Annotated in this window: 21 protein-coding genes and 1 pseudogene; 10 read left to right on the top strand and 12 right to left on the bottom strand. The window is 70.9% G+C overall.

The genetic code is table 11. The features are described 5' to 3' along the window. Positions 1-36: 36 nt before the first annotated feature. On the top strand, positions 37-402 hold the full coding sequence (locus tag C4B68_RS03535) for a MerR family transcriptional regulator (RefSeq protein WP_099501420.1): 366 nt from the start codon (positions 37-39) through the stop codon (positions 400-402). Between the two features lie 102 nt (positions 403-504). Then, the gene (locus C4B68_RS03530) at positions 505-1,347 is read left to right on the top strand and encodes a pentapeptide repeat-containing protein (protein WP_099501419.1); all 843 of its coding nucleotides are present in this window, start codon (positions 505-507) and stop codon (positions 1,345-1,347) included. Here the strand turns inward: C4B68_RS03530 and C4B68_RS03525 are convergent. Further along, positions 1,309-2,793 (bottom strand): cytochrome P450, encoded by a 1,485-nt coding sequence (locus C4B68_RS03525; protein WP_099501417.1) that lies wholly within the window; start codon positions 2,791-2,793, stop codon positions 1,309-1,311. The genes C4B68_RS03530 and C4B68_RS03525 overlap by 39 nt on opposite strands. Positions 2,794-2,901: 108 nt before the next feature. Between C4B68_RS03525 and C4B68_RS03520 the strand changes: the two genes are divergently transcribed. Beyond that, entirely contained in the window at positions 2,902-3,510 is a 609-nt protein-coding gene (locus tag C4B68_RS03520) for a TetR/AcrR family transcriptional regulator (protein ID WP_099501415.1), read from the top strand. Positions 3,511-3,592: 82 nt separating this feature from the next. Continuing rightward, positions 3,593-4,318, top strand: coding sequence for a DUF2470 domain-containing protein (locus tag C4B68_RS03515; RefSeq protein ID WP_099501414.1), 726 nt, complete (start codon positions 3,593-3,595; stop codon positions 4,316-4,318). On the opposite strand, the gene C4B68_RS03510 is transcribed toward C4B68_RS03515, so the two are convergent. The 4 genes from C4B68_RS03510 to C4B68_RS03495 form a co-directional block, all read right to left on the bottom strand. Further along, positions 4,286-5,515: a lactonase family protein gene (locus C4B68_RS03510; RefSeq protein WP_180289234.1), complete on the bottom strand. Its 1,230-nt coding sequence runs from the start codon at positions 5,513-5,515 to the stop codon at positions 4,286-4,288. The two genes, C4B68_RS03515 and C4B68_RS03510, sit on opposite strands and share 33 nt — an antisense overlap. A gap of 115 nt (positions 5,516-5,630) precedes the next feature. Further along, the gene (locus tag C4B68_RS03505; protein ID WP_099501412.1) at positions 5,631-6,719 is read right to left on the bottom strand and encodes a hypothetical protein; all 1,089 of its coding nucleotides are present in this window, start codon (positions 6,717-6,719) and stop codon (positions 5,631-5,633) included. An 80-nt stretch (positions 6,720-6,799) separates the two neighbouring features. Then, positions 6,800-8,062, bottom strand: a complete 1,263-nt coding sequence (locus C4B68_RS03500; RefSeq protein ID WP_099501410.1) for an aromatic acid exporter family protein — start codon at positions 8,060-8,062, stop codon at positions 6,800-6,802. Between the two features lie 140 nt (positions 8,063-8,202). Further along, positions 8,203-8,697: an FBP domain-containing protein gene (locus C4B68_RS03495; RefSeq protein WP_099501409.1), complete on the bottom strand. Its 495-nt coding sequence runs from the start codon at positions 8,695-8,697 to the stop codon at positions 8,203-8,205. Between the two features lie 27 nt (positions 8,698-8,724). On the opposite strand from C4B68_RS03495, the pseudogene C4B68_RS42915 reads away from it, so the two are divergent. Continuing rightward, positions 8,725-8,930, top strand: a pseudogene (locus C4B68_RS42915) (hypothetical protein); the annotation flags it as partial. A 106-nt stretch (positions 8,931-9,036) separates the two neighbouring features. On the opposite strand, the gene C4B68_RS03480 reads toward C4B68_RS42915, so the two are convergent. The 4 genes from C4B68_RS03480 to C4B68_RS03465 are packed head-to-tail and all read right to left on the bottom strand — an operon-like array spanning position 9,037 to position 13,610. Beyond that, positions 9,037-10,395: a GH1 family beta-glucosidase gene (locus C4B68_RS03480; protein WP_099501631.1), complete on the bottom strand. Its 1,359-nt coding sequence runs from the start codon at positions 10,393-10,395 to the stop codon at positions 9,037-9,039. A gap of 29 nt (positions 10,396-10,424) precedes the next feature. Beyond that, positions 10,425-11,309: a carbohydrate ABC transporter permease gene (locus tag C4B68_RS03475; protein ID WP_099501407.1), complete on the bottom strand. Its 885-nt coding sequence runs from the start codon at positions 11,307-11,309 to the stop codon at positions 10,425-10,427. Continuing rightward, positions 11,302-12,291 (bottom strand): carbohydrate ABC transporter permease, encoded by a 990-nt coding sequence (locus tag C4B68_RS03470; RefSeq protein ID WP_099501629.1) that lies wholly within the window; start codon positions 12,289-12,291, stop codon positions 11,302-11,304. The genes C4B68_RS03475 and C4B68_RS03470 overlap by 8 nt, the downstream gene beginning before the upstream one ends. A 5-nt stretch (positions 12,292-12,296) precedes the next feature. Further along, positions 12,297-13,610, bottom strand: coding sequence for an ABC transporter substrate-binding protein (locus C4B68_RS03465; RefSeq protein ID WP_099501405.1), 1,314 nt, complete (start codon positions 13,608-13,610; stop codon positions 12,297-12,299). Between the two features lie 169 nt (positions 13,611-13,779). Here C4B68_RS03465 and C4B68_RS03455 point away from each other — a divergent pair, with 169 nt between their 5' ends. Further along, positions 13,780-15,189, top strand: a complete 1,410-nt coding sequence (locus C4B68_RS03455) for an ROK family transcriptional regulator (RefSeq protein ID WP_240634166.1) — start codon at positions 13,780-13,782, stop codon at positions 15,187-15,189. A gap of 194 nt (positions 15,190-15,383) precedes the next feature. Here the strand turns inward: C4B68_RS03455 and C4B68_RS03450 are convergent, their stop codons facing one another. Together C4B68_RS03450 and C4B68_RS03445 are read right to left on the bottom strand one after the other, a co-directional pair. Continuing rightward, a complete protein-coding gene (locus tag C4B68_RS03450; protein WP_099501403.1) occupies positions 15,384-16,343 on the bottom strand; it encodes an SDR family NAD(P)-dependent oxidoreductase in 960 nt (319 codons plus the stop codon). 323 nt (positions 16,344-16,666) lie between these two features. Beyond that, complete coding sequence (locus C4B68_RS03445) at positions 16,667-17,701, bottom strand: PHP domain-containing protein (RefSeq protein ID WP_099501401.1); 1,035 nt, start codon at positions 17,699-17,701, stop codon at positions 16,667-16,669. Positions 17,702-17,847: 146 nt separating this feature from the next. Between C4B68_RS03445 and C4B68_RS03440 the strand changes: the two genes are divergently transcribed. The 4 genes from C4B68_RS03440 to C4B68_RS03425 all read left to right on the top strand — a co-directional run bounded on the left by C4B68_RS03440 (position 17,848) and on the right by C4B68_RS03425 (position 19,875). Continuing rightward, positions 17,848-18,084: a hypothetical protein gene (locus C4B68_RS03440; protein ID WP_099501399.1), complete on the top strand. Its 237-nt coding sequence runs from the start codon at positions 17,848-17,850 to the stop codon at positions 18,082-18,084. 162 nt (positions 18,085-18,246) lie between these two features. Further along, the gene (locus tag C4B68_RS03435; RefSeq protein ID WP_240634164.1) at positions 18,247-18,654 is read left to right on the top strand and encodes a hypothetical protein; all 408 of its coding nucleotides are present in this window, start codon (positions 18,247-18,249) and stop codon (positions 18,652-18,654) included. Between the two features lie 511 nt (positions 18,655-19,165). Beyond that, positions 19,166-19,501, top strand: coding sequence for a hypothetical protein (locus tag C4B68_RS42395; protein WP_180289233.1), 336 nt, complete (start codon positions 19,166-19,168; stop codon positions 19,499-19,501). Further along, positions 19,498-19,875: a peptidase inhibitor family I36 protein gene (locus C4B68_RS03425; protein WP_099501398.1), complete on the top strand. Its 378-nt coding sequence runs from the start codon at positions 19,498-19,500 to the stop codon at positions 19,873-19,875. Before C4B68_RS42395 ends, C4B68_RS03425 begins: the two co-directional genes overlap by 4 nt. 167 nt (positions 19,876-20,042) lie before the next feature. On the opposite strand, the gene C4B68_RS03420 is transcribed toward C4B68_RS03425, so the two are convergent. Further along, complete coding sequence (locus C4B68_RS03420; protein WP_099501396.1) at positions 20,043-21,287, bottom strand: ricin-type beta-trefoil lectin domain protein; 1,245 nt, start codon at positions 21,285-21,287, stop codon at positions 20,043-20,045. Positions 21,288-21,425 lie beyond the last annotated feature (138 nt).

The following is a 21,425-nucleotide window of genomic DNA, read 5'->3' as shown; positions in this document are numbered from 1 at the left end:
CACGCCCGCCGCGCTCGATCGCTTCGCCGGGAAGCCATGCTGTCGGAGCGGACCAACACCAGCCGGAGACTGCTGCGTTACTACGAAGAGCAGGGCCTCATCGTCTCCGAGCGCTCCCCGAACGGCTACCGAGAGTACGACGAGCGCCTCGTCGACCGGGTGCTGCAGATCCGGGGGCTGCTCGACGCCGGGCTGCCCACCCGCATCATCAAGCAGATCCTGCCGTGCCTGGACAAGCCGCGGGCGATCCACTTCCCCGATGCCACCCCGGAGATGATCAGCACTCTGGAAACGGAGCTGGGACGGATGAGTCAGCGCATCGAGTGCCTGACGCGCAACCGGGACGCGGTGGCCGAGTACCTGGAAGCCGTGCGGAACTACGGCGGCTCCGACACCGCCTGAACGCCGCTGCGCGGCATGGCCACTTGCGCGGCATGGCCACTTGCGCGGCATGGCCACTTGCGCGGCCCCGGGGCGGTTCAAGCAGGTCAGTAAGCTGGCGGCATGCCAGACCAGAGAGCCGACCTGCGCGACCTGCACGACCTGCGCGGCGACTGTGCGCGCTGCTTCGGGCTGTGTTGCGTCGCACTGCCCTTCTCCCGCTCGGCGGACTTCGCGATCGACAAGGACGCCGGAAAGCCCTGCCCGAACCTGGAGACCGACTTCCGGTGCGGCATCCACACGCGGCTGCGGGACAAGGGCTTCACGGGCTGCACCGTGTACGACTGCTTCGGCGCGGGCCAGAAGGTCTCCCAGGTCACCTTCGGCGATGCGGACTGGCGCTCGGGATCGCGGGAGCGCGCCCGGCAGATGCTCGACGTGTTCCCGGTCGTCCGCCAGCTCCACGAACTGCTCTGGTACCTCAACGAGGCGCTGACGCTCCCCGCGGCCCGCCCCGTGCACGCCGACATCCGCCGCGCGCTCGGCACGACGGAGCGGCTCACCCGCCAAACCCCCGAGGAACTCGGCGAGTTGGACGTGGACGCTCACCGGCAGGAAGTGAATGCGCTGTTGCTGCGCACCAGTGAGCTCGTGCGGGCGGGAAGCGGCCGCGGAAAGCGCAAGGACCGCCGGGGCGCCGACCTCATGGGGGCCCGGCTCAAGGGGGCCGACCTGCGGGGCGCCAACCTGCGCGGCGCCTACCTCATCGCCGCCGATCTCACCGGCGCCGATCTGCGCGGCGCGGACCTGATCGGCGCCGACCTGCGCGACACCGACCTCACGGACGCCGACCTGGCCGGCGCGTTCTTCCTGACCCAGCCGCAGCTGAACGCGGCCCGGGGCAGCGTCGGCACCCGGCTTCCGGAGTCAGTCACCCGTCCGGATCACTGGACGGGCCGGCACTGAGTCCGGTGTGGGCACGCGGCGTTCGAGCCGCAGCCGCAGCCCCTCCGGCATCAACGTCAGCCGCTCGGCCACGCGCAGCCGGTAGTCCGGGTCGGCCAGCAGCTCGTAGCGGCGCAGCAGCAGCCCGAGGACCAGCGTCGCCTCGTGCAGGGCGAACTGGCGGCCGATACAGGCCCGCGCCCCGGTGCCGAAGGGCTTGAAGGTGTGCGCGGGCCGGGCCCGTACGGCCTTGGCGTCGAAGCGATCCGGGTCGAACCGCTCGGCGTCGGCGCCCCACGCCTGCGGATCGCGGTGCAGCATCGCCGTCAGGACCAGCGTCCACGCGCCCTGCCGCATGGGGTGGACACCGCCCAGCACCGTGTCCTGCCGGGCCTCCCGCGCGAAGGCCGGCGCCGTCGGCCACAGCCGCAGCGATTCGTCGAGGACCCGGCGGAGGTACCGCAGCCTGGCGACCTGGTCGTACCCGGGCCGGTCCGTGTCGCCCCAGACCCGGTCGACCTCGGCCCGGGCGCGCGCGGCGACGTCAGGGTGCCGGGACAGGTAGTGCAGGGCGAAGGAGAGCGCGCCCGAGGTGGTCTCGTGGCCGGCGACCAGGAAGGTGATGACCTGACGGCGAATGTTCTCCGGCGCGAGCCGTTCCCCGGTCTCCGGGTGTGCCGTCTTCAGCATCCGGTCCAGCAAGTCGCCTTCCCCGTCGGCGGATCGACGGGCGGCCACCACCGCGTCGACCGTGCGATGGAGATACGCGATGTCCGCCTCGTTGCGCCGGATGGCGCCGCGCAGCAGCAGCGGAGCCAGCGGACCGGGGACGGCATTGAGGCGCTGCGCGTACGTCAGCGTGCCCACCATCGCGTTCACGAAGGGATGCGGCCGGGAGCGCTCGAAGGAACCGAAGTCATGGCCGAAGCCGGTCCGGGCGATCGTCTCCAGCGTCAGCTTCGTCATGTCGCCGGGTACGTCCACCGCGCGCCCGGCCGCCTGCTCCCGGTCCCAGCGGTCCGTCAGCCGCTCGGCGACGGCCAGCATCATCGGGTGGTAGCCCTCCATGGCCTCGCGGCTGAAGCCGGGGGCCAGGACGTCGTGCGCCAGCTGCCAGTTGGGCTCGTGGTTGTACGCCGTGAAGAGGCCGTCCCCGGCCACAGGGCGGAGATTGGCGACCCCGAGGCCCACGTGCTTGGCGAACCGCGACTCGTCCGCCAGCTCGGCCGCGAGATCCGCGCCCCAGACGAAGACGATCTCCTTCCCGAAGGCCTTGCGCCGGAAGATCGGCCCGAGCCGACGCCCGAAGCGCATCGAATCCTGCAGCGGCGATCGCACGCCCGCGCCGAGCACATCGCCGATCAGCGGCACACGGCGCGGCGGATGCGGAATGCGGTGCAGCTCCGGCCAGCCCAGCTCGGCGCTGCGGAACCCCTTGGGCAGCGCGGTCCCCTTCGTCTCCGCCATGACGCCATCTCCCTTGTGCCTGGGGTGAGTTGAGTCTGTTGTACGCGAGTTCAATAGCCGATTTCAGTCTGGTCCCGTTGTCGAACCCACGTCAAGTAAGGTGCGGGCATGGCGGGGAAACAGGGGGAGCGCGGGCGTCGGCGGCTCAGCACCGAGGAGCGCAGAGAGCAGCTCCTGTCGGTCGGGGCCCGGCTGTTCTCGGAGAGCCCGTACGACGACGTGTGGATCGAGCAGGTCGCCGAGATCGCCGGAGTCTCGCGCGGACTGCTGTACCACTACTTCCCGACGAAACGGGACTTCTTCGCGGCCGTCGTCGAGCGTGAGAGCCATCGGATGCTGCGGATGACCGCCGCCGTACCCGGAATTCCCGTCCGCGAGCAACTGGCCGCGGGCCTCGACACCTTCCTCGGATACGTCGAGGAACACGCGCACGGCTTCCGCGCCTTCCACCGCGCCGACGCGGCGGGCGACCAGGCCGTGCGCAAGGTCTACCAGCGGGCGCTGGCCGCGCAGGAGCGGCAGATCCTGGAGGCGCTCGCCGCGGACCCCGAGCTCGGCCGGGCGCCGCAGGACCGCCCCGAACTCCGGATCGCCGTCCGGGGGTGGCTGGCCTTCACCACGGCCGTGTGCCTGGAATGGCTCAGGGGTGCGGAGCTGACCCGCGAGCAGGTGCGCGATCTGTGCGCGCGGGCGCTGCTGGGCGCGATCACCTCCTGAACGCCCACGGATGCGGGAGGCCTGGTTGGCGTACACCCGGATCTTCGGTAGGTTAGGCAAGCCTTACCTAAGGAGGAATCTGATGGGTGACCGTCACACCCGGACGGCCGAGCCCGCCGCTGCGGAACGCGCCCGCTCGGTACTCGCCGCGACATGGTCCTGCGCGGTGACCGCCGAGGGCGGCCGGGAGGAGTTCGTCGGCGCGCACACCGTCGCCGCGGACGGCCGGGTGCTCCTGCACGTGCCGGAGGACAGCACGCTGCTCGCGGCCGCGATCTGCGCGCCGCGCGGCGAGCCGTCCGCCGTCCTCGAGTTCGCCGACGTGGCGCCCGTCCCGCTGCGCAACCGGATCCGCGCCCGGCTGTGGCTCGCCGGCTGGTTCGTCCCCGAGGACGGACACCTTGCTTTCCGCCCGACGCGCGCCGTGCTGCGGCAGCCGTCCGGGACGGTCGTGCTCGACCTGGACGAGTTCGCAGACGCCGAGCCCGACCCCCTCGCCCTGGCCGAGGCCCAGCTGCTCACCCATCTCGCCGACGCCCACCCGGACGCGGTCGAGCGGCTCACCCGCCTCGTCGAACCGGACAGCCTGCACGGCGCCGTGCGCGTCCAGCCCCTCGCCGTCGACCGCCACGGGCTCACGCTGCGCATCGAGCGGGCGCGGGGCAACGGCGACGTACGCCTGCCCTTCCACGCGCCCGCCGACGACGTCGCCCAGCTCACGGAACGCATGCACGTCCTGCTCACCCAGGCGAGCGCCGCCTCCTGCCCCCGCGCGCTACAGCGGCAGCGCACAGACCGCGACGGGTGAGGCGAACGGCTCGCCCGCGAGCCGGAGTTCGCCGCTCTCGCCGTCGACGTGGAAGACACTCACGGTGCTCGACCTCTGGTTCGCCGCGAACAGCAGCCGCCCGTCCGGCGAGAACGCGATCTGGCGCGGGAAGTCGCCGCCCACCGGCACGGTGTCCAGGAGCCTGAGACGTGCGCCGTCCGCCTCGATCGCGTAGCGCGTCAGGCTGTTGTGGCCGCGGTTGGCGAGATAGGCGTACGCGCCGTTCGCCGTCACCAGGATCTGTGCCGGGTAACTCGTGCCCTCACCCGTGCCCGTGGACTGCGGCTCGCCCACTGTGAGCCGCCCGGTGGCCGGACCGTAGGCGCAGACCGCCACGGTGTTGTCGACCTCGTTGGCGAGATAGGCGTAGCGGCCGCCGGGGTGGAACGTGAGGTGACGGGGGCCCGCACCCGGCCGCGTCCGTGCCTGCGACACCTCGGTCAGCGTGCCCTCGGACCCGTTCAGCCGGTAGCTGTAGACGGTGTCGGTGCCCAGGTCGACGGCGAGCACATGACCGCCGTCGGGACTGGTGATGACCTGGTGGGCGTGCGGGCCCTGCTGACCCGGGCCGGGCGCCGGACGGGAGTGCGTCACCAGGTCGGTGCGTTCACCGAGCGCGCCCGAGGCGTCGATGGGGTGCACGGCCACGCTGCCCGAGCCGTAGTTGGCGCTCAGCAGCCAGCGCCCGCTCGGATGGACCGACAGATGGCAGGGGGCCGACCCACCGGTGCCGCGCGTGCCGAGCACCTTGTTCGAGTGCAGACGTACGGCCGTCACCCCGCCCTCGTCCCGCTCATTGACGGCGTACAGCGTGCGGCCGTCCGGATGAAGGGCCAGATACGACGGGTCACCGACACCCGTGATGGTGCCGGCGCCCGTGATACGCCCCGTCGTGGCGTCGTAGGTGGCGACACCGATCCCGGTGCCGCCGCCGTCGACCGAGGTGTACGTGCCGAGGAACAGCGGGCGCGGGCCGGCGCGGTGGGTGGGGGACGGGGACGGGGCGGATCCGGGCGTGGGCGCTGCCGGCGTCGTCGGGGCCGCCGCCGGGTCCGGCCCGGGGGCGGCCGGTGCCGGGACCGTCGTCACCGCGGCGGCTCCCGCCAGCACGCCGACGAAACGGCGCCTGGTCCAGCCGCCGCCCGAGCCTCGCGCCGGTTCTGCACCACTGCTCATGCCTGCACCTCAGGGTGTCGGTTGCCTCAGCTGTGACAGCCACCTTGGCGTGCGACACCCCCGCAGTGCAAAAACGTCAACAGGATGTGCGTCCTGCGGAACACGCTTGCCGCGCCTACCAGTCACCGTCCTCGACCGGCTTGCCCGGCGCGTCTCCGAGCGGCTTCACCTGATGGGGTGAGGGCTGCTGCCAGGGCTCGTGGTCGTCGCCGAGCCAGTCGCCGACCGGCTGGACCGAGCCCAGCGTGTCCGTCGGGGCAAGATCGGTGGCGTCCTGGTCGTAGTAGTCGAACCAGGGGAGCCCGGCGCGGGTGTAGGCCGCCCGGTCCACGGGGGACGGCGGGGGCGCCTCGCCGGTGATACGGCGCCACTCCGGAGGCGTCACGAGATGGACGAAGACGCGTCCGGCCGGCGTCTTGGCCCAGGATGTGAGCGGCCGGTCGTCCCGGTAGACCTCCTGGCGCATCGAACCGCCGACGCCGAGGCCCATCGCCGGGGCACTCCGCGGGCGCCCCGGCGGAGCGCCCGCGGGAGCCGGAGCGGCTCCCTGCGGGGCCGGAGCGGCGCCCGGCGCGGCCGGTGCGGCGGCCATGGGGAACGCGGCACCGTAGCCGCTCCCGGGCGGAGGTGGGGCCATCTCCCGGGCCTGCTCCGCCCTGCGGCGCTCCGCCTCACGCCACGCCGCCAGCTCCTCGTCACGCAGCGGGAAGGACTGCAGCTGTACGCCGCCCCACACCTCCTCGCCGGTGACCTGGCCCTCGACCGTGGCGCCCAGGCCCAGGGGCACCGCCACGAACTGGCGGACCGTCCCCTTCCCGGAGTTGATGCCGTCCAGCCACGGCTGGCGCGGCAGCACCACATAGTTCTGCGGATCCCGGGCGAGCCGGGAACTCCACGGTTTGCCCGAGACGGCGCACACCTTGCCCACGCCGACCTGCAGGGCGGCCGGCTCCGACGTCCCGGCGAAACTCAGCCACATGGCCTCGCGCAGATACACCGGCAGCATCACACCGCCGCGCGCCCGCCACTCGGCGGGCACCGTGTCCGCGTAGTCCTCGACACGGCGTATCGGGAACTCGCCGAGCCCCGGAGGAAGCGCGTGCGTGCCCGTCTCGGGCAGCCGCAGGGTCCGCATGAAGCGCACCTGCACCCCGCCCGGCAGCCGCAGTGTGTTCCCGTCGATCCGCACGGTGCCCTCGGTCATTCGCCCGCCCCCTCGTCGTTTCGCCTCATCGAACGTCGTACCGCTTCCATGACGTCGTGTCGCGCCGTCATATCGCTTCGTCACGTAGAACGACGAGAAGCGGCCGGGCGGTTCCGGTTCCTGCGCAGCAGCGCCAGGGTGCGCAGCTGCTGGCGCAGGCGGGTGAGGCGGGGATGGCGCTCGTGCTCTTCGTGGGTGCAGCGGTCCAGCTCCTCCAGCAGCCGGTGGGTGCGGTGCTCCGTGTCGAGCTCGTCGATGATGCGGTTGACCTCGGTGAGGACGGCGCCGTGCAGCTGCCACTGGCGGGGGTCCCGCTGGACCTCGTCGAGGAACAGCTGGGCCAGCTTGTCGCGGGTGCCGGCCGCCGTGGTCAGTTCCGCGCTGAGCCGTGCCTCGGCCGACTCGGCGCTGCGGCTCACATCGGTGGTGACCAGGACGGCGAAGCTGACGATGGCGTCGGCGACCTCGGACAGCAACTGCTCCAGGGTGGCCCCGGCCTGCGGCGCGAACAGCGGCTGGGGTTCACGCTCCTTGGCGAGGTCGGTGAGACTGCGCGCGAGGACGCGCAGGACCACGGTGCAGATCTCCAGGGTGTCGAGCCCGGTGCGCAGGACGACCCGGTGCAGCAGGCCCTCGCGGACGCGCGGGTTGAGCTTCAGGCTCTCCTCGGCCTGTAGCAGCGCCGCGTCCACCGCGGTGATGTCGTGGTCGAGGCGGCGTGCCTCGTGCAGCCGTTCGGCCGCGAGCTTGAAGGGGGTCTGACCCGCCGCCTCCTCGCCGATCCGCAGCATCAACCGCCGCATCCGGCGGGCCAGCTCCTCCATGGACTCACCGGCCGGGCCCACCCACACCGGCGGCGGGAGCACGGAATTGGCGGCGAGCCCCACGATCGCCCCGATCAGCGTCTCCACCACCCGTGCCCACGCGATGTCGCCCACCCGGGTGACACCGAGGACCAGCATGGCGCTGATCGCCACCTCGGGCACGAACTCGTCGACCCGGACGAGATGTCCCACGATCAGCGAGGCGAGGATGATCAGGCCCAGACTCCACCAGGTCAGACCCACGAGGGTGCTGAAGCCGATGGCGATGACGACGCCGGCCACCACGGAGTTCACCCGCCGGATGCTGGTGATGAGCGTGGAGTACAGGGTGACCTGGACGACCAGCAGCGCGGTCAGGGGAGCGGTGAGGGGTGCGGACTCGGGGCTGAGGTGCACGGCGACGACGTACGCGATCGTCGCGGCGGCCGTCGACCTGAGCGTCTGGACGACCACGGGTTCCCGGCGTTGCTTCACCAAGCGGGCGACGGACTCCGCCCACTCACCACGTTCCTCTTGCATCCTTGGGGTTTTCCCGTTTCACAGGCGTACCGAACGACGGTCTTCGATGAGGACCCTAGCTGTCCGTAACCGGCCCGGCCCGGGACCCGCGCGCCCGTTTCCTGCTGGTTTCCTCCTCGGAGGACGAGCTGGAGGATCACCTAGAGGACGAGCTTGTCGAGGAATGCCGACAGGTTGCGTACCGTCCGGGCGATCTGCTCCTCCGTCGTGAGGCTTTCCTCGAAGCGGGCTCCCGACAGGGGGACCTTCTTGCCGCGTACGTACAGGGAACAGGCCAGGTCGGCGCAGATGCAGACACCGACCGAGTTGCCCTCGCGGCCGGCCGCGCCCGCCTTGCGTGCCGTCATCAGCGAGACACCGTTGCCCGGGTGGGTCGTCAGGCACAGCGAGCACATGCTGCGGTGCAGGAAGCCGCGCTGGGAGAACGGGAAGCGCAGCGTGATGCCGACGAGGTCCTCGCCCCGCTCGGTGACGATATAGCTGCGGCCGGGCGCTCCGGGATCTCGCCAGCCCAGGAAGTCCAGGTCGTCCCAGGGGCGTTCGTCGAGTTCCCGGGGGATCGCGAGACGCTTGGCCTCACCCTTGGAGCAGTTGATGAACGAGGTGCGGATGTCCTGCTCGGTGAGTGATCTCATGGGGATTCCCTCCGGGGTTCGGCCGACGAAACCTTCCGTATCGACGACAGCGCCCCGGTCGTCATGGTCGCGGCGGGCACGGGACTCGCCCCGTTCCGCGGAGCCATCGCCGACCGCACCGCGGCGATCACCGCGCGCAACTGGCCCCGGACGTCTGCTACTTCGGCTATGACGCCCCGGATGCGGACTTCCCGCACGCCGAGCACCTCCGCGCCGCCGAGGCCGCGGGGGCCTGATCATGCTCGTCGAGACCGTGCCTCGCGCACCCGGCGACGAACGCGTGGCCTGGGTGCGCGAGGCGGTGGCTCCGCAGCTCGTCGCCGCCCTCGACGAGATTGCCTAGGCCGCCCCGTGCCCCCTCCCGCCGTGCTCCCGGATGATCTCCGCGTACCGGTGACCGCTTCTCTTCACCGTGCGCCGCTGCGTCTTGTAGTCGACGTGCACGAGCCCGAAGCGCTTGTCGTAGCCGTACGCCCACTCGAAGTTGTCGAGGAGCGACCAGGCGAAGTAGCCGGCGAGCGGAACGCCCTTGCGGACCGCTGATGTGCAGGCCGCGAGGTGCTGTTCGAGGTACGCGGTGCGCTCGGGGTCGTCGACGGTCCCGTCGGGGCGTACCACGTCGGGGTAGGCGGAGCCGTTCTCCGTGACGTACAGCTTGCGGGCGCCGTAGTCGTCCGTGAGGCGGAAGAGGAGGCGTTCGATTCCGGCGGCGTCGACCTCCCAGTCCATGCCGGTGCGGGGCACGCCGAGACGGCGGACCGCGCGGACGTGCGGGGCCGGTCCCGTGGGGTCGTCGGCGGCGGTGGACGGGAAGTAGTAGTTGAGGCCCAGCCAGTCCAGCGGCTCGGCGATCGTCTCCAAGTCGCCAGAGACTTCCGGGAGTTCGACTCCGTACACCTCGCGCATGTCCGCCGGGAAGCCGCGCCCGTGGACCGGGTCCAGCCACCAGCGGTTGCTGTGACCGTCCAGACGCAGCGCCGCCGCGACGTCCTCGGGTCGACCGGAGGCGGGCTCGACGCTGGACAGGTTGTTGACGATGCCGATCTGGGCGTTCGGCACCGCGGCCCGCAGCGCCTGGGTGGCCAGGCCGTGGCCGAGGAGGAGGTGGTACGAGGCGCGGACCGCGGCGGTGAGGTCGGTCAGGCCCGGGGCCATCAGCCCTTCCAGGTGGCCGATCCAGGCCGAGCACAAGGGCTCGTTGAGCGTGGTCCAGTGCGTGACGCGGTCACCCAGCCGCTCCGCGACGACCGCCGCGTACGAGGCGAAGTGGTGCGCCGTGTCACGGACCGGCCAGCCGCCGCGGTCCTGGAGCACCTGCGGCAGATCCCAGTGGTACAGCGTGACGGAGGGCGTGATGCCCGCTTCCAGCAGGGCGTCGATCAGCGCGTCGTAGAAGTCGAGCCCCTTCGCGTTGACCGGACCGTCGCCGCCCGGGACCACACGCGGCCACGCGACCGACAACCGGTAGGCGTTGGTGCCGAGTTGGCGCATGAGCGCGACGTCCTCGCGCCAGCGGTGGTAGTGGTCGCAGGCGATGTCCCCGTCGTCGCCGCCCGCGATCTTGCCGGGGGTGTGCGCGTAGGTGTCCCAGATCGAGGGGAAGCGGCCGTCCTCGGCCACGGCGCCCTCGATCTGGTAGGCCGACGTGGCCGTGCCCCACAGGAAGTCCTGGGGGAGTGCGGCGAGGTCGATGGTCACGGAAGTCCCTTCGGGAGAGGCGGAGCCGGTCACTTGACGGCTCCCGCCGTCAGTCCGGCGACGAGATAGCGCTGGAGCAGCAGGAAGCCCGCGACCACGGGGACGCTGACCACCAGCGAGGCGGCCATGATCTGGTTCCAGTACACGTCGGTCAGCGTGGAGTAGCCCTGGAGCCCGACGGCGAGCGTGCGGGTGGTGTCGTTGGTCATCACCGACGCGAACAGCACCTCTCCCCAGGCGGTCATGAAGGCGTACACGGCGACCGCGACGATGCCGGGGATCGCGGCGGGCACCACCACACGGAACAGCGCCCCGAGAGGTCCGCAGCCGTCGACCAGCGCCGCCTCGTCCAGATCACGCGGCACCGAGTCGAAGTACCCGATCAGCATCCAGATCGAGAACGGGAGGGAGAAGGTGAGATACGTCAGGATCAGTCCGCCGCGCGAGCCGAACAGCGCGATCCCCGTGGCGTTGCCGATGTTGACGTACAGCAGGAAGAGCGGAAGCAGGAAGAGGATGCCCGGGAACATCTGCGTGGACAGCACTGTCACGGTGAAGACGCGCTTGCCGCGGAAGTGGTAGCGGCTCACCGCGTACGCCGCGAAGACCGCGATCACCACCGAGCAGACCGTCGCCGCGCCCGCCACGATCAGTGAGTTCACGAAGTACTTCGCCAGCGGCACCGTCGACCAGATGTCGATGTACGGGCGGATGGTGAGGCCGCTCGGCAGCCAGCGGAACTTGCCCGTGACGTCGGCGAGCGGCTTCAGGGAGCTGGAGACCATGACGTACACCGGCACCAGGACGAAGCCGGTGAGCAGGGTGAGGAAGATCCGCCGGGACCAGAGGAAGGACCGGGGCGGCGCCATCGGGGACCTGGACATCGCGAACGGGGACTTCACGGACCTAGACATCGGCGGTCCTCCGTCCGCGCGAGGTGAGCACGAGGTACACGCCCGTCACGACGAGCAGGAAGAGCAGCAGGAGGACGGACATCGCGGACCCGGCGCCGAAGTTCCAGGTGACGAAGCTGGCTTGGTAGATGTGCACCGAGATGAGGTCCGCGGCCTCCGGTGCCGTCTTGCCGAACAGGACGTACGGCGTGTTGAAGTCGTTGAACGTCCACAGGAACAGCACCAGGATCAGCACCTGGTTGACGGGGCGGAGTGACGGCAGCGTGATGCGGCGGATCTGCTGCCACATGCCCGCACCGTCGAGCGCGGCGGCCTCGTACAGCTCCTTCGGGATGTTCTGCAGCCCGGCCATGACGATGAGGAAGGCGAACGGCCAGCCCTTCCACACCGACACCGTCAGCAGCGCGACGAAGCTGTTGTCGCCGAGGAGCCAGAAGGAGGGCTTGTCGGTGAGGCCGAGCTGGTCGTGCAGGACGTGGTTCACCAGGCCGTTGTCGTGCTGGAACATGAACACCCAGGTGATGACGGCCGCGTAGACGGGCAACGCGTACGGGACGAGGAAGAGCGCCCGCAGCAGTCCGCGGCCCCGGAAGGTGTCCTGCATGAAGACCGCCGCCGCTGTGCCGATCAGCCAGCACAGGCCGACCGACAGCAGCGTGAAGCCGACCGTGACGAGGAACGAGTGGAGCAGCGCCTGGCCGACGGGCGCGCTGAAGTCCACCGAGACCTTGTAGTTGTCGAGGCCGGACCACGGCGCCGTGCCCCAGTCGCGGATGTAGAACTGCGTGAGCTCCTTGAAGCTCATCACGATGCCGGTCGCCATCGGCACCAGATGGACCAGGAGTTCGAGGAGCAGAGCGGGCAGAAGCAGCAGATACGGCAGTCCGATGCGGCGGATCCGCCCGGTGCGGCGGCGGGTGTCGCGCGCCGGCGCACCGGGGGGACTCCCGCCCACGGCGCTCTCCGCCATGGCGGTCGTCATCGTGCTCACTTCGTCGGCATCTGCTGCTGGGCCTTCCCGAGCTTGGCCCGCACCGATTCCGTGGTCACCGGCCGTCCGGCAGCGGCGTCGGCGAACAGCTCCTTGACGGCCGTACCGACCGATGTCTCGAACTGCGACTCGTCGGCGACCTGCGGCAGCGCGGCGGCGCTCTTGGCCAGGGTGTCCTTGAGGACCGCGTTCGCCGGGGTGTTGAAGGTCGGGTCCGCCTGGGCGTTCTTGACCGGCGGAATCGAGCTGTAGGCCTTGTTGAGGATCTTCTGCTCCGCGTCGCTGGTCATGAACTTCACGAACTTCGTCGCGCCGTCGAGGTTGTCGGTGTTCTTGAAGACCGCCAGATTAATGCCCGCGACCATCGAGTTGACGTTTGTGCCGGTCCCCGGCGTGCCGGACTGCACGGGCACCGGGGCGATGCCGTACGCGTCCTCACTCATGCCCTGCGACGTCAGGTTGGCGGACGCCGACTGCCACAGCAGCATCGCCGACTTGCCCTTGGCGAAGTCGCTCACGGACTGGTTCTGCGCGTACTCGGCGTTGCCCGGCGCGATGATCTTGTCCTTCGCCATCAGGTCGACGTACTGCTTGACCGCGGCGACCGCGCCCTCGGACGTGAAGTCGGGCTTGCCGTCGGCGGTGAAGAAGCCGGCCCCGTGCTGCTGGGCGAAGACGAAGGCGTGGTGGATGTTCTCCGACGGGTTCGAACCCTCGGCGCCGAGGCCCCACTTGCCGTCCTTGGACAGTTTCTTGCCGTCGGCGATCAGCTCGTCCCAGGTGGCCGGCGGCTGGGAGATTCCCGCGTCGGCGAACATCTTCTTGTTGTAGTAGAGCGCGTACGCCATCGAGTACAGCGGCACCGCGGCCGGGTCCTTGCCCTGCGCGCCCGTCGAGCCGAGTGCCGAGTCGACGAAGCGGTCCTTGCCGCCGATCTTGTCGAAGTTCTCGGCGTCCCAGGGCAGCAGCGCCCCGGTGGCCTGCAGGGATGCGCTCCAGGTGTTGCCGATGTTCAGCACGTCGGGGCCCTGACCGGACGTGGTCGCGGTGAGGATCCGGTTCAGCAGGTCGGACCAGGGCACGACCTCCACCTTCACCTTGATCCCGGTCTGCTTCTCGAACTTGTCGAGTTCGGGCTGGAGGACCTTCTTGTCCACCTCTACGCTGGCGCCCTGGTTGGAGGCCCAGTACGTGAGCGTCTTCGGCGAGTCGTTGGACCCGCCACTCGACGAGCCGCCGCCACAGGCGGTCGCGGCGGTCAGCAAGGAAATGGTGACCGCACCGGCGGCCGCGGCTCGGATTCTGCGCATGGCTGCTTGTGTCCCTTTCCCGGAGGGAGAGCCGCGAGAGGCGCCCGCGTTCACTTCCCGAACGACCCTCATGGCTTAATTTAGGACGTGAGTTAAGACCCGGAAGAAAGTCGCGTCAAGGGATCGCGCAGCGGTATCTTGCAGGTCGGGCGGGCCGGAAGGGATGCACATGGCGGGGTGGAACGGGCGGACGGTGCGTGACCTGCGGCGGGGCAATCGCACCGCCGTACTGCAACGGTTGTATTTCGACGGGCCGATGAGCCGTTACGAGCTGGGCCCGGCCACCGGACTGAGTTCCGGTTCCGTCAGCAACGTGGTCGCCGAACTCGTCGCCGACGGACTGGTCGAGGAGGCGGGCAGCGTCGACTCCGACGGCGGCCGCCCGCGCACCCTGCTGCGCGTCGTGCCCGGCAGCGGCCACATGATCGGCGTCGACGTCGGCGAAACCCGCGTCCGCGTCGAGCTGTTCGATCTGACCCTCACCGAACTCGCCCGAACCGAACGGCCGTTGGAGCCGCCCCAGGGGTACGAGGCCGGCCAGCAGTCGGAGCGTCAGGGATCGTCGGAGCGCCAGGGATACGAGGCCGATCAGCCGTCGAAGGGCCAGGGATACGAGGCCGAGGACGCGCCGAAGCGCCAGGATTACGACGTCGACCTCATCGTCGGCCACATCCGTGACGGCATCGCGGACGTCCTCGCCGAGGCGGAGATCGCCCCAGAACAGCTCCTCGGCGTCGGCATCGGCGTCCCCGGCATCGTGGCCCGCACCCCCGAGCTGGGCGCGGTCGTGCACGGCCAGACGATCGGCTGGGACGCTGTCCCGCTCGAATCCCTGCTCCGCTCGGCCTGCGAACTCCCCGACTCCGTCCCGTACTTCGCGGACAACGGCGCCCGGACCCTCGGCCAGGCCGAGATGTGGTTCGGCTCCGGACGCGGCGCCCGCAACGCGGTCGTCGTCCTCTTCGGCTCCGGCGTCGGCGCCTGCCTCGTCACGGAGGACGTGGAGAACGGCCGGTCCGTGGAGTGGGGCCATCTGACCGTACGGGTCAGGGGGCGCCGCTGCCGCTGCGGCGCCCTGGGCTGTCTGGAGGCGTACGCGGGCGCCGAGGCGCTCCTCGACCGCTGGCGCGAGGAGGGCGGGCGCCCCCCGGAGGGCACCGACGAGGAGACCGCGCTCACCGCGATGCTCGCCGCCGCCTACCCCGCCGGGGACGCCGAGCCCGACCCCGTGGCGCTCGCCGTCCTGGAGGAGGCCGCCGAGTATGTGGGCGCGGGCCTGTCCGACCTGATCAACCTCTTCCAGCCCGAGCGCATCCTCATCGGCGGCTGGGCGGGCCTCCAGCTCGGCATCCGCTTTCTGCCCGCCGTGCGCCGGTACGCGACCTCGTACGCCCTGCGCTACCCCGCCGAGCGCGTCTCCATCGACCTCGGCGAACTCGGCCCGGACGCGGTCACGGTCGGCGCCGCGATCCTCCCTCTCGCCGACTTCTTCGCCCGCGGCGGGCGCCGGGCCGAACCGGCGGGCGAGGGGCCGTCACCGGCTTGGCGCACGGCGCTGGGGGAGCGGGCGCCGCGCTGATCCCTGGCGGGGGATCCGCTGGTTCTCGCCGTCATCGGCCTGCTGCTCGGGTTTGCTTCGCCCCCTCCGCCCCTACCCGTCCCGTACCTGGGCCCGCGGCGGAGCCGCTGATGGATGCAGCGCCCCAGACCCCGCTCCTCAAACGCCGGAGGGGCTGATTTTCAGCGCCTCCGGCCCGACAGCACGCTCGAGGTTCATTCGAACGCGTTCACCCCGGTCAGCTCCGCCGACAGCTCCCACAGCCGCGCGGCCTGCTCGGAGTCGATCGCGTAGTCGGCCACGCCGACCCTGGTGCCGTCCGCCGGAGCGGGCTCGGCGATCTCGCAGTCCTCGCAGTACACCCCGCCCATACCGGCCAGCTGCGGCGAGGTCGCGGCCCACACCTCGGTGGCCGCGCCCTGCTCCGGCGTCTTGAAGGCCTCGGGGTCCAGCGGGTTGCCGTTCTCGTCGATCCAGCCGCGCTCGACCATCTCCTCCGTCGGGAGATGGCGCTGGAGCGGCGTGAGGATGCCACCGGGGTGCAGGGCGAACGCCCGTACGCCGGATTCCCGGCCGAGCCGGTCGAGGTGTACGGCGAACAGGACGTTCGCCGTCTTGGCCTGGCCGTACGCCTGCCACTTGTCGTAGCCGTTCGTCCAGTGCACGTCGTCCCAGCGCATGCCGGACAGGAGGTGAGCGCGGGACGACACGGAGACGACGCGCGCCCCGCCGGGCTCGATCGCAGGCCAGAGCCGGTTCACGAGGGCGTAGTGACCGAGGTGGTTGGTCGCGAACTGCGCCTCCCAGCCGGGGCCGACCCGCGTCTCCGGGCAGGCCATGATTCCCGCATTGTTGATGACGATGTCGATGACGCGGTCCGAGGCGAGGAACCGGTCGGCGAAGGCGCGCACGCTCTCCAGGTCGCCGAGGTCGAGCTCGTCCACCTCGACCCCGTCGATGCCCTCCAGCGCCTCCCGGGCGGCGGCCGGGCGCCGCGCGGGGACGATGACATGGGCGCCCGCCTTGGTGAGCGAGCGGGTCGCCTCCAGGCCGAGGCCCGAGTAACCGCCCGTGACGATCGCGAGCTTTCCGGAGAGGTCGATGCCCTCGAGGACGTCGTCGGCGGTGCTCCGGGCACCGAAACCCGAGCCGATCTTGTGCTGTGCAGTGCTCATGTGCCGCACGCTACGAGTTGGAGAGAACTCGATGTCAAACGGACGTCGCCGTCCGGCTCCCGGGAAAGACCCGCGGGAAAGAACTTCCGGGAAAGACCCGCGGGCAAAGAAAAGACCCCGACCGGACGGGGGAATCTCGGTCGGGGCCGCCTGTGGTGGGCACGGATGGCGGTCGCCTCTCGGCGAAACGCTCCACAGGGCTTCAGCCGGACGATCGTCCCTGTGGGCAAAAGGTGAGGCCCGGGGACACTGTCCCATCCGCACCCACGGATTGTTCAACGGGCAACTGTCCATGTGTGTTCCGGCGCCCACGGTGATCTGGATCACTGCGGCAGCCGGCGCTCCCGGGCCCAGGTCAGCAGGTCGTCGACGGGCCAGGTGGTGACCACCCGCTCGGCGGGCACCCCGCACTCCTCCGCCCGGGCGCAGCCGTTGATCTGCCAGTCCAGCTGACCGGGTGCGTGCGCGTCGGTGTCGATCGAGAGGAGGACACCCGCCTCGACAGCCCGGCGCAGCAGCGGCCGCGGCGGGTCGAGCCGCTCGGGACGGCTGTTGATCTCCACGGCCGTGCCGGTCTCGGCGCACGCGGCGAAGACCGCGTCCGCGTCGAACCGCGACTCCGGCCGCGCGGCACCCCCGTCCCGCCCGACGAGCAGCCGTCCGGTGCAGTGCCCGAGGATGTCGGAGTGCGGATCGCGTATGGCGGCGACCATGCGGCGGGTCATCGGGCGGGCGTCCATCCGCAGCTTGGAGTGCACGGACACCACCACGACGTCGAGCCGCTCCAGCAGCTCCGGCTCCTGGTCGAGCGAACCGTCCTCGAGGATGTCGCACTCGATGCCCGTGAGCAGCCGGAACGGCGCCCAGGTCGCGTTCAGCTCCGCCACCACGTCCAGCTGCTCCCGCAGCCGCTCGGGCGACAGACCGCGCGCCACGGTCAGCCGCGGTGAGTGGTCCGTGAGCACCGCCCACTCGTGCCCGATCCACGCCGCGGTCCGGCCCATGTCCTCGATCGGGCTGCCGCCGTCCGACCAGTCGGAGTGCAGATGGCAGTCGCCGCGCAGCAGCGCCCGCAACCCCTCACCCGCACCGGAAGCCGGCGCCCCGGCCTCCCGCTCCAGCTTGTCCAGATAGCCGGGCACCTCACCGGCCAGCGCCTCGCGCACGACCTGCGCCGTCTTCGGCCCGATGCCCTTGAGCGACTCCAGCGATCCGCCGGCGGCACGCTCCGCCACCTCGTCGGCGGGCAACGCGGTCAGGACGGCCTGCGCGGTGCGGAAGGCACGTACGCGGTAGGTGGGGGCCTGGGCCCGCTCCAGCAGGAACGCGATCCGGTCCAGGGCCTCGACGGGGTCCATCGGCACCTCCTGCCCCCTCCTTCCAGCGTTGCCAGGCCGTTCCTCCAGCGTTGCCCAGCCGCCGCCGGCGCGCACGGCGGCTGGACGCTTCCGCGGCGCGATGGCTCTCAGCCGCTGACCCGGGCGAACCGCTCTACGCTCTATTCATGACCGAAATCGCGAGCCCCCACATCTCCCACCCGCGGATCATGGTGCTCGGGGTACAGCCGGGCACGCCGCCGTTCCGGATCATGGAGATCGACGGCGAGGTGGTCGGTGAGGCCAAAGCGCTCACCGACGTCCTGGAGACCGCCGCGGCCTACGGCATCACGGTCCACGACCTCGACGACCCGGAAGTGGTCCGCTGGGTGGGCGGCGACAAACTCACCTGGACACTGCGCTGACCCGCGGCCGCACTGCAGCAGCTCGGGGAGCGCGCGGACCTGCGGGTTTCGCGCCGTTGTGAGCTGCGTGGGGGACGAATGCCCCCGCACCCCGGCAAAGATCATCAATCGGTGGGAACCGCGCATGGGTCCGCTCCCGCGAGGGCACGCTGATCTCGCCGGGTGATCATCACCGCCCGGCGTCCTCTCTTCCCGACGGGAGTCGTCGTGTTCCGTGGCTTCGCCGTGCCCGCAGCTGCCCTCGCCGCCGCCTTGCCGGGGGCCGCCCCCGCCCCCGCCACCGCCGTTGGCGCGCCGCTCGCCGGGGACGTGTGCTTCTGGACGGCCGCCGGACAGCACGGCTCGTCCTGGTGCTACACACCACCCGGCTATACGGATGTGCCCGACTTCCTCCAGGACAAGGCCGCTTCCTTCCGCACCAATGCCGACACCGCGGTGTACGCCATCGAATGGGGCCGTGACACTTGTCACCACCGGCTGATTCGCACGCACGATCTGGCCGACAACTGGCCCTGGGGCGCCCGGCTCGACGGCGTCGCCGATACGACGATGGGCTGCGAGGTCGGCTGACGCGTGCGACTGTTACGCGCGCTGTGCGCCACCGCGCTGGCGCTGCTGGGAGCGCTGGCGCTGACCGGATGCGGCACGACCACGGACGCGACGGGTGCACGGGGAGCCTTGGCGCTGCCCACCACCGAGCGCGGCAAGGACGACCTCATCGACACCGCCCAGCAGGTGCTCGTCGACCGGTGTCTCGCCCGCCAGGGCCTGACCCTGCGGCCCGCGTCGGACCAGGGGCACGCGGCCTCGGACCAGGGGCACGCGGCCTCGGACCAGGGGCACGCGGCCTCGGGCCAGCGGGCCTCGCCCTCGGACCAACGGCCCCCCCCTCGACGAGCGGAAGGCCTCGGCGGAGGACGACCAGCGGCTCCAGGCCGCCCTGTTCGGCAGCGGCCGCCCCGAGCTCTCCGTCACCCTCGCCACCGGTTACACCGTCACCGCCCACACCGACGGCTGCCTGGCCACCGCGCAACGCGAGCTGTACGGGGAGCAGGGCCGCTGGTTCCGCACCCGGGTCGTCGTGAACAACCTGCGGGCCGAGGCCCAGCAGCGCATGAAACGCGACCCCGACTACCGTGCCGCGACCGCCCGTTGGGCCCAGTGCACCACCCCGGCGCACGGCCCCCGGCCCGAGCGCCCCGACCCCGCCGTCTCCGCGCGCTGCGCGCACCGGAGCGGCCTGGCCGGGCTGCGCGCCCGATTGGAGCCGGCGCTGCTGGCCGAGGTCCGCGCCGACCGGCGCGCCCAACTGACCACCTACCAGCAGCTGCGCACTCGCGCACTGCACCGCGCGGCGGCCCTGTACGCCGAGCGGACCGTTCCGGTAACCCGAGAGAAAGGCAGTACCACCTCGTGATCACCAAGCGCCTCGCCACCTTCGCCGCCGCGGCCCTCCTCGCCCTCGGGGGCGGCCTGGCCCTCGCCACGCCGTCCGGCGCGGCGGACTGTCCCAGCGGCGACTTCTGCGTATGGGAGAACACCAACTTCGACGGTCAGCGCGCCAATTGGTCGGGGGACGACGGCTGGTGGGAGAGCTGGATCGCCGACACCGACTCCTCTTGGGCCAACCACGGCATCTCGGGACCGGGCGTCAAGGACCACGTCCAGGTCTACGAGGACGCCTGGCAGGGCGGCGACATGACGATCTGCCTCACCCCCGGTGAGGAGGTCGGCTACAACGGCGTCGCCAACGACCGCGGCGACTCGCACACCTGGACCATGAGCTGCTGACCGGCCGACACCAGCCAGTGAGCTGCTGACCGGCTGACACCGGCTGAAGCGGACCGATTCCGAACCGTTCCGACCGGCATCGGCCGAGTCCATTCCTGACACCGGCCGACCGGTTGCGTCCGCCCGCGGCGAGCACCGCGGGCGGACGGTCATGAACCGGCAGGACCTCAGCCCACCGTCCACTTCTGGTTGGCTCCACCGGTGCACGACCAGATCTGCAGTCGTGTGCCGGTGGCCGAGTTGTTGCCCGTGACGTCCAGACACTTGTTGGCCTGCGGATTCACGATGTCGCGGGCCGCGGTGACCGTCCACTTCTGGTTCGGACCGCCGGTGCAGTCCCACAGCTGGACGGTCGAACCGTCCGCCGTGCCGTTGTTCGTGACGTCCAGGCACTTGCCCAGCGCGCGGAGGGTGCCGTCCGAGGCCACCGTCCACTTCTGGGCGGCGGTTCCGTTGCAGTCGTAGAGCTGTACGGGAGTGCCGTTGGCGGAGTTCGCCCCGGCCACGTCCACGCACTTGCCCGCGAGGCCCGTGATCGGAACGCCCGAGCCGCCCGGGCTGTCACTCGTCGTCACCTTCACCTCGTCCACGACGAGTTGCTGCGGGAAGACGGTGGAGCCGTCGGGGTCGCCCGGCCAGTAGCCGCCGACCGCGAGGTTGAGAATGAGGAAGAACGGCTTGTCGAACACCCATGGGTTGCCGCCCAGATCGGCGGGCGTACGCCGCTGGTAGACCGTGCCGTCCACCGACCAGGTGATCGAGCCGGGCGCCCAGTCGACCGCGAACGTGTGGAAGGCGTCCGCGAAGGCCTGGCCGTTCGGCAGGGAGTATCCGGCGCCGATGCCGCCCGAGCCGGAGTACCCGGGACCATGGAGCGTGCCGTGCACGGTCGACGGCTCGAAGCCGACGTTCTCCATGATGTCGATCTCGCCGGAGTTCGGCCAGCCGACCTGTCCGATGTCGTTGCCGAGCATCCAGAACGCGGGCCACATGCCCTGGCCGCGCGGAATCTTCATCCGGGCCTCGACACGGCCGTATGTGGTGGTGAACTTGCCCGCGGTGTTCAGCCGGGCCGAGGTGTACTGGCACGTTCCGTACCAGCACTGGTAGTTGGCCGGATTCTCCTTGCGTGCGGTGATGACCAGATGGCCCTGGCCGTCCAGGGCCGCGTTCTTGTTTCCGGACGTGTAGTACTGCCGCTCGTGGTTGTTGACGTTGTCGCCGGTCTCGATCTGCCACTTGGACGAGTCGACGGCCGAACCTGCCGGGCCGTCGAAGGTGTCCTGGAACGTCACGGCGGCGGCAGCGGCCTCCTCGGGGCCCGCGTACGCGGGAGTGAGGGCGGCGGACGCGACGAGCACGGCGGACAGCGCGGCGAAGAGGCATCTTCGGAGCAGGCGCGGGGAGTCCATGACTCTCCCTTCCGTACGGCGACCCGGGGGACGGGTGCGCCGACTGAGTGGGGGGTAACTGAGTGGGGGTGATGCTTCGCCTCTTGATTCAAGGAGTGAGCTAAGGGGGTGTCAAGAGCTTGGTCCAGACCATTACTT

Source organism: Streptomyces dengpaensis (genome assembly GCF_002946835.1).
Classification (GTDB): domain Bacteria; phylum Actinomycetota; class Actinomycetes; order Streptomycetales; family Streptomycetaceae; genus Streptomyces; species Streptomyces dengpaensis.
The sequence above is the reverse complement of the archived record's forward strand: the minus strand, read 5'-3'. Positions and strand labels throughout refer to the sequence as shown.